18 protein-coding genes are annotated in these 14,248 nt (G+C 39.3%); 2 read left to right on the forward strand and 16 right to left on the reverse strand.

Annotated features, from left to right (window positions below; genetic code table 11):
• Positions 1-32: 32 nt before the first annotated feature.
• The 8 genes from QT327_RS14430 to QT327_RS14465 form a co-directional block, all read right to left on the reverse strand.
• Complete coding sequence (locus QT327_RS14430) at positions 33-395, reverse strand: response regulator (protein WP_013667037.1); 363 nt, start codon at positions 393-395, stop codon at positions 33-35.
• Between the two features lie 279 nt (positions 396-674).
• Positions 675-863: a VOC family protein gene (locus QT327_RS14435; protein WP_041387554.1), complete on the reverse strand. Its 189-nt coding sequence runs from the start codon at positions 861-863 to the stop codon at positions 675-677.
• Positions 848-1,510 (reverse strand): chloramphenicol acetyltransferase, encoded by a 663-nt coding sequence (locus QT327_RS14440; protein WP_130855912.1) that lies wholly within the window; start codon positions 1,508-1,510, stop codon positions 848-850. Before QT327_RS14440 ends, QT327_RS14435 begins: the two co-directional genes overlap by 16 nt.
• A gap of 119 nt (positions 1,511-1,629) precedes the next feature.
• Positions 1,630-2,625: an MvdC/MvdD family ATP grasp protein gene (locus QT327_RS14445; RefSeq protein ID WP_130855911.1), complete on the reverse strand. Its 996-nt coding sequence runs from the start codon at positions 2,623-2,625 to the stop codon at positions 1,630-1,632.
• Positions 2,615-3,589, reverse strand: a complete 975-nt coding sequence (locus tag QT327_RS14450) for an MvdC/MvdD family ATP grasp protein (RefSeq protein ID WP_341273586.1) — start codon at positions 3,587-3,589, stop codon at positions 2,615-2,617. The genes QT327_RS14445 and QT327_RS14450 overlap by 11 nt, the downstream gene beginning before the upstream one ends.
• 61 nt (positions 3,590-3,650) lie before the next feature.
• Complete coding sequence (locus QT327_RS14455; RefSeq protein ID WP_130855909.1) at positions 3,651-3,827, reverse strand: microviridin/marinostatin family tricyclic proteinase inhibitor; 177 nt, start codon at positions 3,825-3,827, stop codon at positions 3,651-3,653.
• Between the two features lie 120 nt (positions 3,828-3,947).
• A complete protein-coding gene (locus QT327_RS14460) occupies positions 3,948-4,883 on the reverse strand; it encodes a DMT family transporter (RefSeq protein ID WP_130855908.1) in 936 nt (311 codons plus the stop codon).
• A 97-nt stretch (positions 4,884-4,980) separates the two neighbouring features.
• Positions 4,981-5,400 (reverse strand): hypothetical protein, encoded by a 420-nt coding sequence (locus QT327_RS14465; RefSeq protein ID WP_130855907.1) that lies wholly within the window; start codon positions 5,398-5,400, stop codon positions 4,981-4,983.
• A 268-nt stretch (positions 5,401-5,668) separates the two neighbouring features.
• Here QT327_RS14465 and QT327_RS14470 point away from each other — a divergent pair, with 268 nt between their 5' ends.
• Complete coding sequence (locus QT327_RS14470; RefSeq protein ID WP_130855906.1) at positions 5,669-6,262, forward strand: PAS domain-containing protein; 594 nt, start codon at positions 5,669-5,671, stop codon at positions 6,260-6,262.
• Between the two features lie 74 nt (positions 6,263-6,336).
• Here QT327_RS14470 and treZ read toward each other — a convergent pair whose 3' ends face one another.
• The 4 genes from treZ to QT327_RS14490 all read right to left on the reverse strand — a co-directional run bounded on the left by treZ (position 6,337) and on the right by QT327_RS14490 (position 9,928).
• Entirely contained in the window at positions 6,337-8,145 is a 1,809-nt protein-coding gene (gene treZ, locus QT327_RS14475) for a malto-oligosyltrehalose trehalohydrolase (protein ID WP_130855905.1), read from the reverse strand.
• Between the two features lie 72 nt (positions 8,146-8,217).
• A complete protein-coding gene (locus QT327_RS14480; RefSeq protein WP_013667047.1) occupies positions 8,218-8,733 on the reverse strand; it encodes a ferritin-like domain-containing protein in 516 nt (171 codons plus the stop codon).
• A gap of 37 nt (positions 8,734-8,770) precedes the next feature.
• Positions 8,771-8,998: a hypothetical protein gene (locus tag QT327_RS14485; protein WP_130855904.1), complete on the reverse strand. Its 228-nt coding sequence runs from the start codon at positions 8,996-8,998 to the stop codon at positions 8,771-8,773.
• A 474-nt stretch (positions 8,999-9,472) separates the two neighbouring features.
• On the reverse strand, positions 9,473-9,928 hold the full coding sequence (locus tag QT327_RS14490; RefSeq protein ID WP_149105708.1) for a hypothetical protein: 456 nt from the start codon (positions 9,926-9,928) through the stop codon (positions 9,473-9,475).
• 104 nt (positions 9,929-10,032) lie between these two features.
• Between QT327_RS14490 and QT327_RS14495 the strand changes: the two genes are divergently transcribed.
• Complete coding sequence (locus QT327_RS14495) at positions 10,033-10,752, forward strand: FRG domain-containing protein (RefSeq protein WP_130855902.1); 720 nt, start codon at positions 10,033-10,035, stop codon at positions 10,750-10,752.
• Here the strand turns inward: QT327_RS14495 and QT327_RS14500 are convergent.
• The 4 genes from QT327_RS14500 to QT327_RS14515 all read right to left on the reverse strand — a co-directional run bounded on the left by QT327_RS14500 (position 10,749) and on the right by QT327_RS14515 (position 14,243).
• A complete protein-coding gene (locus QT327_RS14500) occupies positions 10,749-11,939 on the reverse strand; it encodes a zinc-dependent alcohol dehydrogenase (RefSeq protein WP_289553164.1) in 1,191 nt (396 codons plus the stop codon). The genes QT327_RS14495 and QT327_RS14500 overlap by 4 nt on opposite strands.
• Positions 11,940-12,026: 87 nt before the next feature.
• Positions 12,027-12,701, reverse strand: a complete 675-nt coding sequence (locus QT327_RS14505) for an SRPBCC family protein (protein ID WP_130855901.1) — start codon at positions 12,699-12,701, stop codon at positions 12,027-12,029.
• A 68-nt stretch (positions 12,702-12,769) separates the two neighbouring features.
• Positions 12,770-13,507, reverse strand: coding sequence for a DUF72 domain-containing protein (locus tag QT327_RS14510; RefSeq protein WP_130855900.1), 738 nt, complete (start codon positions 13,505-13,507; stop codon positions 12,770-12,772).
• 10 nt (positions 13,508-13,517) lie between these two features.
• Complete coding sequence (locus QT327_RS14515) at positions 13,518-14,243, reverse strand: hypothetical protein (RefSeq protein WP_130855899.1); 726 nt, start codon at positions 14,241-14,243, stop codon at positions 13,518-13,520.
• Positions 14,244-14,248: the final 5 nt, after the last annotated feature.

Here is a 14,248-nt window from a genome sequence, read left to right on the forward strand (position 1 = left end):
CATATTGCCCGTCTTTTCTTTTATCCAAATCACTAAGATGCTTCTAATAATTCGACTACTTTTTGCTCCATCTGACTTAAGTCAAAAGGTTTTGAAATAAAAGCACTAATCTCTTTTCTTTTTTGCAAATCATCACCTTTTGCGTGGGCAGACATAATAACTATTGGTTTGTTCTTAGCCAATTGATTTTTAGAAATATCAGTTGCAAGTTCCAATCCATTTCCATCAGGGAGATTTATATCCAGTAAAAATAGATGAGGAATAACAGCCAGCATGGCTTCTTTAAAGCTTTTAATGTTCCCAAAAGTTTTTACCTCTGCATATTCAGATAAGAAAATAGATAATATATCCCTTATATCCGACTCATCTTCAAGAATATAAATCAACTTCTTCATTCGTGTCTACTTTTTACGATCAGCATATATAAGCAATTCTCAGGCCACAATGAAAATCAACCGTTTAAGGCATGCCGTTATGTGTATATTCAGTAGATATCTGTATACTTTATATGTCACTGTAAACATTGTAAAAGCAGGTCCCGCATATAAGCTCAAAAAAGAGGGCACCCGACGAGTTTAATACGGTGGACATAAGAAGATAGAAAAGCAGAAACACAGTTATGCATTTTCCAAATCAGCAATGATCAACTTTTTTCATTTGCATCAAAACAGCCATCACCCTTGGGGCTTTTCCGGATTTCCTACTAATGCACTCAGTTTCTTTGGAATAATCTGCCAACTTATTCCAAATTTATCTGTTAGCCAGCCACAAGCGACTTCGGTGCCCCCTTCTTTGATAAGATGTTTCCAATAATGATCAGTTTTGCGACTTTTCGATCCCTTAGCATCTACGAATCTATCCAATCATCAATTTCCCGGCATAAGTCCTGCAGCTCATTAATAAATTTGGATGTATGATAACCGTCGGCCACTGCATGATGTACATATATAGAAAATGGCAGTAGGGTTTTTTCCATATTTTGATAGTACTTACCAAATCTAATGATAGGAACAAGTAGATCCGAGTCACTGTAAGTGTCTTGGCTAATACTTGTAAAGCTTAACCATGGAAGTGCAGAAATGGGACAGAAGTTAGCAGGACGTCCGGCCTTCACACGAATACCTTTGATATCTCGGTATTGTTCCATGTCGTGCAAAATGGTGGTATAAAAGTCATTAAACCCCGTGTAATAAGGGCTCCATAGATCCGAAAATGTTTTATCGTCCTTGTGAAAAATCGTATATGATGGCACTAAAAAGTTCCAAAGTCCCAAAATGCCATTTTCATCGAAAGCCATTCTAAACGCTTCGTTTTGATTCACCGTTTTTGTTATAAGATAGAGAAACGTAGGATAAAATTTCAGCTGTCTTTTTTTAATGGAATTGAGCAACGCGGTTATTTCCAAGTGATGATTGACATTGTACTTGGTCTTCAATTGATAATAAAAGTAATCAAAATAAGGCTTTCGCGGCCATGTATTGAGGTCTATAGGCAAAAAAGATGCTGTCATTTCACTTATTAATATTAACTTTCTTATTCATGCCCCTAACACTTGGTTTATGCTGTTGATAGAGACTAATAGAATATACAATTAATACAAAAAAATCACCGGATCGTTTTTGCATGTTGTTACTCTCTTCTTAATGCGGCTCCTATAAGTACCTTGGCGATCTGTTGTGAAATGGCATGCCCGCACATTTGGTCCAGCCAAAAATATTCACCTGCCGGATTAATTTCTAAAAAATAATATTCATCATCGGGAGTTACAATGAGATCAATGGCCCCATAGTTCAATTGATAATAATCCATCAAAAGTGTCAGGCTTTTCTTTATTCTCTCCGGCAGCTGAAAAGGTTTCCATTCGTTTATCAAGCTAAGTCCATCTTTACGCCAATCAATCTTTGTGTCTTCCTGCTTTTGGGAATCGATGCTAAAGGCGAAAAACTCGTAGCCTACAATGGTCACACGCAATTCTAGTTTTTTTTCTATCTTTTCTTGGAAGATCATAGGACAATATTGAATGTCTTCCAATTGTTCAATATCCTCAGGATCTAAAAGAGTTGTAAATACAACTTGTTCTATATTATCCTTAACAATTGCAAAAGAGCTTTGCATCTTGGCAACAAACTCACCCCCAACTTGCTGCATAAATTCTTTTATCTTCTGTGGCGAATTACTGATGCAGGTTGCAGGAATCTGCATACCGTATTTATGTGCTATTTTCAATTGTTCTTCTTTGCTATCTAATCGTCGATAGGTGCTGTAACGTTCCATCTGAAAGCAGGGCAACGATTCTACCATTCCATAGAGCGTCCGTTTAACCTCTCCCAATGTCGCGGGTAAATAAGCATCATGGATTAGGTTTTTAAGGTTTCTACCAATGTAATGGCTTCTGCGATACCAAACACCGGTAAGATTGTCGTCCAACAATTGAGCCATTGTTCCTTCTAGCTCAACAGACCACCCCTGTTTGTTGTATGAACTTGTTAAGGAGGCCGTTGTTGGATACTTATCTACATCAAATCGTATTACGTTACCACCAATCTGTTCTATATGATCTGTAACGTTTGCTACACAGGCGTTATCACCTTCGTGGGTAATAATTAATACTTTCTTATTGTTCATTTTTCCTTGCGTGCTCAATTAGTTTTTCTGCTAGTGTTTCTCCGATCTTATAATTTAGTTCTTTTTGGAGCATACCCCATTCACCCTGCGGATTAACTTCAAGGAAGATATAAGCACCTTCCCTATTCCTTATCATATCAATCGCTCCGAAGCCCAGATTTAAGCGTTGCATCATCCTTCGTAATTTATGCTTTATTTCATTTGGCAGTGGATATCGCTCCCAAGATGGAGAGGTCCCCCGAGTGATTCTCCAGTCAGTCTGCATCTCTTTATGCTGAATTTTCCCGGTGAAAAACTCACCATCAACATAAATTATCCGTAATTCATATAACTTGTCTATATACTCTTGAAAGATCATAGGGCAGTAGGATAACTCTTCCAGGTTCTTCAAGTCTTCATCGGCCAGCTTTATGGTTGGAAGAAACGATTTGGCATGCATACTTTTCTCTAAAGCACCATGAAGCTTCATGATCGTTCCGTTTACGCAGGATTTATAGAACGCTCGGATAGTTGCCGCTTCATTACTAATAGTGGTTTTGGGAACCCGTAAACCGACGCTATTCGCAATTTTCAGTTGATATATTTTGTTGCCCCCAACAGCATGGTCTACTTGCATATCATTTATCCAATATAAATCTTTCAAACTATCAAAGAATAACTGTAAATAGGTACGGTACTCTTTCACGAACACAGATCGATAAGTTAGATCCAAATCGCCGGGAACTGTTAAGTCCCATAACTTGCGATACCAAACGGCCGTGATTTGAGAAGATTCAATGGTTAACCCGTTTATATTTAATCGGTAAAGTTGCCGTCCGTTATCCGTAAAATCGTAATGAATTTTATAATTTATCGCAAATTCATCAACATTTAACCGGATTGATGGTACACCCATACGATTTAAGGCGTTTTGAACGATGTCGATAGTATAAAAGTCACTGGAATGGGTAATACATAAGATCATGTCAATCAAAATGGACAAGAGGTCGGCGCCAACCCCTTGTAGATGCTAAGATTCAGATACCTTACAGACCCTCGTCACTGTCCGAAGGGAACTTCAACGTAACATTCCAATCCGGCGATTGATGAAGCTCGGACTTTGGAGATTGCTGATTACCATCCTGATTTTTAGCATTTTGAGCTGTTTGTCCTTCTAAGAATCTGGCAAAGAAGGGTTTCTTCATTTGATTTTTAGTTTCCATAACTGTTAGTTTTTAAATAAATAAATAATAAACAAAAAGTAATACGCATTACTACTTAGTAGACGAATCTTGATGAAATTATGCTACATATATGTTTAAATTATTTAAAATAACCAATAATTACGGTTCTCTTCTTGAGCTTGTCAAACGAAGCGTGTGATTTTTCTGACGGTAGCCTCTGTTGATAAAATAGACACCGGTTAAAGTCGTAAATAACGCTAGCAGCGACATCGTCGTCAATTTTTCGTTTAGTAAAAAGAAGCCAAGCATTAAGGCAATAAGCGGGTTGATGTAAGCGTAGATGGAAGCTAATCCCACTGGTAATTTATCCAAAGCATAAATAAAGCAGGGATATGATAGAAGCGATCCTATCACAATCAGATACACTAAAGCCCAAAAGCTATCACTGGAAACTGGCTGAATTAATTTAAAGTCGTCTAAAAAAAGGCTCATTAGTAGCAGCACTATGCCCCCGATGAGCATTTGCATAGCGGCGTTAACAAGTGGATCAGCCTTTGATGGTTTATATTTTGTGTACACACTTCCTGATGCCCAGGCTAAGGCTGCACCGAAAGCTACGAGCATTCCCGTAAAATAGGATGGATTAGACAAATCACTCAAATTATCGTTGAAAATGAGTATAATACCCAAAGTCCCCATGATTAGTCCTGCGACTATTGCTATATTTGGCATTTTACGATCTACCCCGCTTACAAAACTAACGACAACGATGTACACAGGCATGATAGAGACAATCAATGCAGCTAAACCACTGGGAATAAATTTTTCGCTCCAACCTACAACACCATTACCAAGCGTAATCATCAGTATTCCGGGGATTGCTTGACGTATAAAATTAGTCCTGGTAAGCGCGTTCAACTTGCCGGTTATCTTTAGGAAAAGCAATAGTATTCCTCCTGCCACAACCTGCCTAAATCCGGAAAATAAAAAAGGCGGAATGGTATTCACACCAATGCGCATAGCAAAATAAGTAGTGCCCCATACTATACAAACAACAGCGAGGGCAAAATAAGCTTTAAGTAAATCGTTAGCCATATTTAAGCGGATTTTAACCTAAGTCAAATCTCGATAAAATAATCGAGTGATCAGGGTTACATTTCCGGTAAATTTGAGAGATACAGTTATTGTATGCCTACTTTATATTCTTTGTTAAACCATCCAGATAATAGTGTTCTTCCGCGTGACCAAAGAAATAACTTGTTGGATAATAAAAAAGCTTGCTAAAACCGTTAATAACATTGGAGATGTATACAGCTTTAATATGTTGGACAGCTAGGCTATCCTCCAGCGTATTATAAATGTAGGTAGCAGCTCGTTTAGGAAAATCAGCATATTTCTCGTTGTCAAAAAAAATAAATGCGTAAAGTGTCGTATTAGAGAGTTTATCTGCATTATAGCTTCGGCAATATTGTATAATTTCCTCCTTTGCTACAATGGGATCAATTTTAAAAAGAAACAATGTATAGACCTTAAAATCGAAGGTTTCAATTCTTTTTTTAAGGAAGATAATCGGTCTGTTGCCCAGTTTCGCTGTTTGAAAGGGTGTTTCCAATAATGTATCCGCAATTATTACTAATGTACACTGAGAGAATTTAATGCAAAACTACGAATTTATGTAATCAAAAACCAAGCTCGTTGTTTCAGTCGTTTATATTAAACGGAATTTTATACAACAGTTAGATTGTAGCCTGTCATTGATTTACTATGAAGTACATAGGGGCCAAATGTTCACAAACTTTGTAGCTATTGCAATTCTTTTTTGTTAATTTAACCGATTTAATATTGGGGTAACAAACGATTAACTTCCAAATACACTCTTTATGAAGAATATTGAGGAACTTTTACTTTCACTTATTGCGGAAGACAATCGCTATTATTTCATATACAGTTTAACAGATAAGCTTTTTTGCTATGCTAACACATCATTTGAGTCTTTTTTCGGCATCCGCTCCGGCGATAAGAGTATAAATAAACTCACTCGTATTATTCATCCGGATGATGTCCGGCGTTTGAAAAAATATCTCCCATTTTTACGTCAGGGAAATTCGCTCACCGATTTTGAATTCAGGACGATACTCCCTAACGAGAAAACATGTATCCTTTCTCTATATGCACGTATTGACAATAGTTTAGATAAAGAACTATTTTTAGGTTATGTGACTGACATCACAACAATAAAGGAAGATATAGACTATTTGAATGAGCTGAATGATAAAAAAGACTCCATCCTTCATATTCTATTGCATGATTTAGGTGGGCCTTTGGGCAACATCAAAAATCTATCCCGTTTGCTAAACGAAAGATTGAAATCATTGAACGAGGAAGATATACAAAAGATTATTACGTCTATCGAAAAAAATAGCAAAATGAGCATACAGATTATCAATGACTTTGTCGGCCGTCAGAACCCTTAGTGATTGATCGCATATCCTATATTATTCGAAGAAATGCGATAATCACTCGTATGGAGATGATTGGCAAATGCTATTTAATATACTTCTTCTTGCGCTTCGAGAGTCTTTAATATCCACACCGCCCACGGTGTAATAGCCACCGAAGTCCCTTGGTAATAAACCGGTGAGTGATCATGAAAAAGTAGTTCCTTCCAATAAGGGAAGCCGATAGGTATCTTATACATAGTTTCGTCTTCGGAGAAATTAAAAAGACATAATGTATTATCTCTTCCTCCTTCGTTCACTCGTTGTAGGACAAGAAGCCTATCGATCACATTGACTTGTATATCTTTTTTATTAAAGTTAGAAAAAACCGGATCAGAAAACCGAAGCTTGATCAGTTTTTTGTACCAATCCAATATCATTGCGTGCTTTCCTATTGTTCGCTTATCCCAATTTAATTTGGAGCGTTCGAATACGTCGGGATCTTCCGGTGCTGATACATCCTCTTTATCCATAAACGTTCCAAATTCCTTTCTTCTACCATCCTTTACCGCTCTTATCAGCTGTGGATCACCGTGATTAATAAAATAAGAAAATGGATTTTTTTCACCATATTCTTCTCCCATAAACAACATCGGAATGTAGGGTGATAGAATAACAGCGCCTGCCGTTATTTTGAGTCTTTCAAAGTCCAAACTGGTTGATAGACGTTCGCCTTGCCCTTTATTTCCTATCTGATCATGATTTTGATTAAAGACCACGAATTTACTACCCGGTATACCGGCAGAGGAAGCACCGAATCTTTTCTTTCTCGCTTCCACGTACTCACCGGTGTGTACAAAGCCCTCTTTATATGCTTTGGAAAGCTGTTCTATCTTTCCGAAATCTTGATAAAATTTTTTCCCCTCCGGAAAGACCAGCGTATATAATGCGTGATGGAAATCGTCTAACCATTGTCCATCAAAACCAAGTCCTCCGCTCCCTTGCTGAATTATCCGGGGATGATTGTAATCGCTTTCAGCGATCATATATAATCGGCGCCCCAACTCACGTTCAAGCTCCTTTACATAGGCACAGGCCACCTCCCAGAAAGGAACTGATCCATTATCAAACATGGCATGGATAGCATCAACTCGCAAACCGTCCACGTGGTAATGAACAAACCACTCCGCAATATTTGCCAAAAGGTAATTACGGACACCGTCACTCCATTCCCCATCTAAATTGATCGCCTGGCCCCAAGGAGTCATATACTTATCAGTAAAGTACGGGCCATATTCGCCAAGATAGTTTCCTTCCGGGCCTAAATGATTATAGACTACGTCAATGAAAACAGCTAGCCCCTTTTCGTGACATTTGTTAATCAGTTTTTTGAGCCCCATCGGACCACCGTAAGAATTTTGAACCGAAAAGGGATAAACTCCGTCGTAACCCCAATTTCGCAACCCGGGAAATTGGCAAATAGGCATCAGCTGCAGCGCGGTAATGCCTAAGGTTTTCAAGTCGTCAAGCCTCGATAACACCCCTTCAAATGTCCCTTCATCTGAAAAGGTACCCACGTGTAGCTCATATAAAAGTAATTGGTGGGAAGCAATGCCGCGCCAGTTGGCATCCTCCCATGGAAACCGCGCATGGTCAATTACCTGAGAGGGACCGTGTACACCTTCTGGTTGAAAACGTGAGGCCGGGTCAGGATAATCCTTTTCATTATCATCAGGTTGATAAAAATATCGAATGATACCGGTTGCATCTTTCAGCTTGTAACAAAAATAGCCCTCGCTAGTTGGTTTCATGTTATATTTCGCCTCCTTAGGTGATACAATGTGTAGCACCATTGTTTCCTTAAGGGGTGCCCATACGCTAAAATTTACTTGATTACGATTATATATTGCTCCTATCATGCGGGGTATGAAATAAATCAAAGCCCCAATCTAAAACTGACTGGGGCTTTGCACTTAAATAAAACTAATGAACTATTGAGCAACATTGGCTTCAGACATGGCAATGTCCGTTAATTTCACGTCTGTTTCCTTTTCCTCATTAAGAGTAGTGGCTAGCAATTCCTCCGCTTCCGAATGTTCCATCAATTTGGCATAGGTTACCAGACATCCATAGCTTGCAATTTCATAGTGCTCCACTTTTTGGGCTGCGGATATTAAAGCAGCATCTAACACTTCCCCATTTTCAAATTCTTCCATTATTTCTTCCGCCTCATTCAACAGCCCTTCCATTGCCTTGCATTTTTTTCCCCTTGCTGTTAGACCTATGGAATCAAATACGTTTTTTAATCGCTCCACATGTTCTTCTGTTTGCGATAGGTGTTCCTGAAATGCGTTTTTTAGGGTTTCACCATTGGCTTTGGAGGCCATCTTTTTCAAACCTTTCAAAAGTTGCTTTTCGGCTCCTAGAATATCTCGCAATTCGTCTACAAATAATTCATGCAGATGCGCATTGGGCATTCCTTCTGTGTTTTTTTTTGAATTTGCCATAATCTTACTGTTTTATGTTCACCGATTTTTATTTAATTTACCGCTCTTCTTCTCTATCCCGTCCCTTGTCGACATTTCTATTTTGATGCCTAATTGTAATACCTGCTGCCGGCTTATCCGGACCGCTGGTATATTTTTCCGCCAGTTCATTGTCTTCATCTAACCCAGTAACGGCAAACGCATCACGTAGTCCGCTACTTTCTCGGCCTGTGCCCGAAGGACGTCCTTTTGGTGGCACGAAACTGCCATTTTTATCTTTTCCCATACTTGTTCTGTTTTGATCTCTCATAAGATTAGTTGATAATAGAGTTACAGGATTTGTGCCTAAATAGCGGGTTGGTTTCGTAAAAAAAAGAACAGAAACTCTTCGAGGTTAAAATTGGCTGATAAGATGTGTTTATTACAGCATCCACTGTATGGATGTCGATATTCGTTTTTCATATTATTTTTTATGCATATTTGGCAAGATTTTTTCTATGTCCTAATTTCTGATATAACCGGTAGAAAAACAGCACTTCCCACCGACCAAAACTACCTACAGTGGCGATCTATTAAAGGCCTAGATATTAGTTGTTTTGTGGATATGATTATAGTGCCTTCCTTTGTTAAGTGATTATCTGTTTAAGAAGAAAGAACGGAGGTTGGAAAAGGTGCACTTTCCAATGATGAAAAGTAAAATGAAAGTGAGCGGCGCTGCCGTTGTACCCGACGGTACTAAGTTTATGGCGATTGAATGAATCTACCTATATTTTTTAAAAGGGCTTACTAATCTGCTTGTTAACGCGACGCCGGCACTAAAAATCAAATGTGCTAAAATTAAATGGCCGTAATAACGCTTAATAGAAACTTTTGGTGAATTAGCACTCACCTTAAAAAGAGTTTGCCAAATAAGAATACCGGTTAAACCGCTAATTAGCCCCGCATAAGCGCTATCCTTTACATTAGGCTTCCGCTTTCTTTGTTTCCAAAACTCTTGAAAAACAGTCGCCATTGCAAGTCCCATCGCATAGTGCATACCCCAACCACCCGGCTTAGCTATGTATTTGTATTCTTTTGCAAAAAAATCTGATGTTAGCTCAGCGAGAAGTTTCGGTTCTTTGAAGTTTTCCTCTCGTGAGCCGGAAACAGCATAGCTGAAGATCGTCATTGCTGTGGTGCCGACAATGCTTGGAAAAAAAGCTTTTGTTGGTTTCATATCACAAGTTTATGTTATGTAATAAAAAGCGATATACATGCCGGTTTTCACAGACTGTACGGCCTTCGGTACGTTTTTAGTATATATTTCAGAAACATCATGTGATGGAAGCAGAAATTACCTCTGTCAACGAATATCTTGATACCATTAAAGATTTTAAGAGAAAACAGAACGAAAGGGAAAGCCATGACTTTCTTTTTAGGGGCCAGGCGGCTGATTATCCTCTGGTTTCGAAATTACTTAGATTACGCCCTAAGGGAGATCTTCTGAAAGTTGAGCAACAATTACTTGAAGAGTTTAAAAGGGCAAATTTCTTATTGGTGAAGGAACATCAAGCAATGAATGATTGGGATTACCTCACCCTGGGTCAACATTATGGACTGCCTACACGCCTCTTAGATTGGTCGAATAATGCCTTAACAGCGCTATGGTTTGCTACCGAGCAATATAAGATGGAGCGATCCCGGCAACCCTATGCTACTATATGGATATTGATGGCTACGGAAGCACACTATTTAAATATGAAAGAGAATCATAATCCCTTTACGGTAAATAAGACAAGGTTGTTCCGACCTCGGATCATCAAGCAACGTATCAATAATCAATCAGGTGTTTTTACTGTTCAAAGCACGGAATCCATTAAAAAAAGACTTTCCCTACATCAGGAAGAAGACTTTGCATCTCGGTTACTCAAAATCATGATTCCTGGAAAATGTCAAGAGTCCGTTCGCGATGAATTACACACATTGGGCGTAAATGCCTTTAGTGTTTTTCCAGAGCTTGAAGGGCTTTGTTCATTGCTTCAATGGAAATTTTTTCATTAGTCGCCAACGAATGATTGAGAAGGTATGAACACTGCACGCATACAATTATCTAGTTTATCATTAAAAATGCGGTATGCATACGCTCCTTCCTCCAATGACATCGGGTGTGTCAATAAAAAAGATGGATCTATTTTTCCGTTGCGGATATGCTCAAAAAGCCGAGGGACATAACGTTGCCCGTGCATTTGTCCACCTCGCATTGTCAGACCTTTATTCAAAAACAGACCCATTGGGATTTTATCAACTAAACCGGCATATACGCCCACAACTGATACCGTTCCACCTTTTCTACAGGCCGTTATAGCTTGTCTTAACACCGCCGGGCGATCGGATTGCAGTCTTAAGAATTGCTTGGATCGATCGTAATAATGTTCCATCCCAGTCGTATGGGCCTCCATCCCGACTGCATCGATGCAACAGTCCGGGCCCCTTCCTCCTGTTGACTCCTTCAACGCCTCCAATATATCCGTTGCTTCATAATTTAACACTTCTGCATGGCTATAGGTGGCAGCCGCTGCCAAACGGTAGTCAAATCGATCAATTGCAATAACTTTTTCAGCGCCCATTAAGTAAGCACTCTGTATTGCCATTTGTCCGACACCTCCTGCGCCCCAAACCGCCACGATATCTCCTGGCTTTATGGAGGCCATTTCTGCCGCCATAAAGCCGGTGGGAATACCGTCGGAAACGAAAACTGCCTTGGTGTCAGGTATGTCTTCCGGAATTTTAAAGGCCCCGTATTCTGCAAATGGAACGCGTATAAATTCGGCATGACTACCTGCGTATCCTCCAAATAAATGCGAATATCCAAAAATACCTGCTGTCGGATATTGATAAATCTTTTCTTGTAATCCGGCATTTGGATTCGAATTGTCGCAAAGCGACCAGGTTTGTTGCTTACAATAGTGGCACTCTCCACAGCCGATAACAGAAACAACCACCACCCGGTCGCCTACTTGTAATCCCTTTACCTCTTTTCCGATCGCTACGATTTCTCCTATAAACTCATGGCCGATTACGTCGCCTGCTTTCATGCTCGGGACAAAACCGTTTATAAGATGCAAGTCGGACCCGCAAACCGAACTCATCGTAACTTTAACTATTGCGTCCTTTGGATTTACAATAGTAGGATCAGGTATACGTTCTACCTTGAGGTCCCTAACGCCATTCCAACATAATGCTTTCATATTTATAATTCTATCGTGTCACCTGTTCGGCGAGTGTTTATACATCATCTTAGATTGTTGAATCGAACAACAGCATGCTGTAAATACTTATTCTTTATTCAGTTTGTTCGTCGCTCGTTCTCCCGTTTCCATTATTTGTTTAAAGCCCCTTACTTCATTTGCTATTAAATACTCCAAAGGCTTATTTAGTACTTTTGCAAGCCCTTCTCCTAAAATACCGGCGGGAGGTCTATAGCTAAAGATGACCGTTATTTCGGTACCTTGATTATTTGGAGCATCTTTAAATACCACTTTTCCGGCGTTAAAAATCAGTGGATTACGAATCGATTGCCATCCGATTAGCTCATTTGGTTCATCCTTTACAATTTCCGCATCCCATGTAATCTCACGGTGATACCCTGGTATTTTAGCAGTCCAGGTAGATTTATTCTCCTGAACTTTTACCGATAGAAGATGTTCCATGAATGAAGGAAGATTTTCTAGATTTCTCCAATACTGATAAAGCTCCTCACGAGGCTTATTAATAGTAAAATAACTCCTAACATTAACATTATGTCTTTCAGTGCTATCCAGATCAATCGCATTATATAATAAACACCTACCTGTAATTCCTCTATATATTAAATAGATACTAGGAATTGTCTTCAAAAGGTTGAATTTTTTCAATGAACTTCGCAAAAGCAATGCGCCGAAACCTACTGAAATAATTCGTTCAATGGTATTTACATTTATTTTATCATCATCGCTGTTCATGGTTTCCATATTTTAAGGGTATTTCTGTAAAATATAAAGACGGCTCGTCATACCGCATACGATTCTTGGATGGCAAGTTATTCGGTAAGCATTTTTTGCATGCTTTGGGCATTTAATGCAGCAAAGCCCGATTGGTCGTTGTCGAAATATACATAAACATCTCTACCCTCGTTTTGCCATTCTTGGCATCGATCAACCCATTTGCGCAACTGTTCGTCGGTATAATTGCCCTGATACTTAGCGCCCGGGCCATGCAATCGGATATAAACAAAGTCGGCAGTCACAATAATTGGTGATTGATGACCAGCTAATTCATAGATGCAAAAGGCACAATTCGCTTTTTCAAGTATATGATAAATTCGATCCTCATACCAAGACCCGTCCCTAAATTCAAAGGTAAAGCGATGATCTTTCGGTAAAAGTTTCAGAAAATCGATCAGCCGCTGCTCATTAATATTCCATTTTGGAGGTAATTGAAAAAGTATTGGCCCTAATTTGTCTTTAAGGTGTCCCGCATGCTCAATAAACTCGTCAACAACCTCTTTTTGTACTTTCAGTTTTTTTAAGTGTGTTATAAATCGGCTTCCTTTTACTGCAAATTTAAAATGCGCCGGCACCGCGCGATACCAATTGCTGAACGTTTCGGAAGAAGGTAGTCTATAAAAGGAATTATTGAGCTCTACCGTCGGAATTTTCGTTACGAAGTATGTTAATTGTTCCGATTCTTTTAGTCCTTCGGGATAAAACGGCCCTTTCCAATGTTTGTAGTGCCACCCAGAGGTCCCAATATACGCTACTCCTTTCCTTTTTGCCATGAGATCTCGTTCATTCGAAATATAAAAAGATTTGATTTCCTATCGCTTTCACAAGCCCTTTTTCAACTCCGTCCATTTTCCAACCGCTTTTGGCGCAACGGATAATGCCCAAATTTTTATCATTTAAGGTAATGGATAACTCGTAACACACGCCTTCATGACATGTTTCGGTTATTGGTATTCCCTCGCCTTCGTAATGCACTCCTTCGTAATCGAAGGTTAATGGAATAGGGTCGCTTTCTAGCTGGGCAATGATTTCTTTAAGAAATTTAACGAGGTGCTTACGTTGGGTGGGTGCCTTAGTACTCCACTTATCGCTATCTGCACGTTTATGAGCAAGCTTAAATTTTAAACCGGACATCTCCGTGGAATAGTCGTTCGCATTTAACTTTTTTACGTTTTGATGAGCCAAAATATACCAATGGTATTCCGTTCCTACCGGAACACCCGACCCTTTTGGCGCATGTCCCTTCCGTCGCTTAGTTACTGCATAAAAAATCTCCCAAAGGTCCGGTGTAATCTTTGTTTCTTTCCAGTCACCCTGGTCATATTCCCAATGGTGACTTCTGCCGATTGCCATTCCTGTATATTGCTTGCCGCCATATTGCTTAAAGGCATTATATGATTTGGAAAGATCTTTTTTTCCGGGAGCTTGCCTTTTTTTTTCGATTTCCAACGTAGGTTCTTCGAGCGCTTTCTTCTTCGTTTCCGGTTTTCGCTTTGCTGTTGTTGCCATCTCCT

The organism is Olivibacter sp. 47, from assembly GCF_030372825.1.
GTDB classification, from domain to species: Bacteria; Bacteroidota; Bacteroidia; order Sphingobacteriales; family Sphingobacteriaceae; genus Olivibacter; species Olivibacter oleidegradans.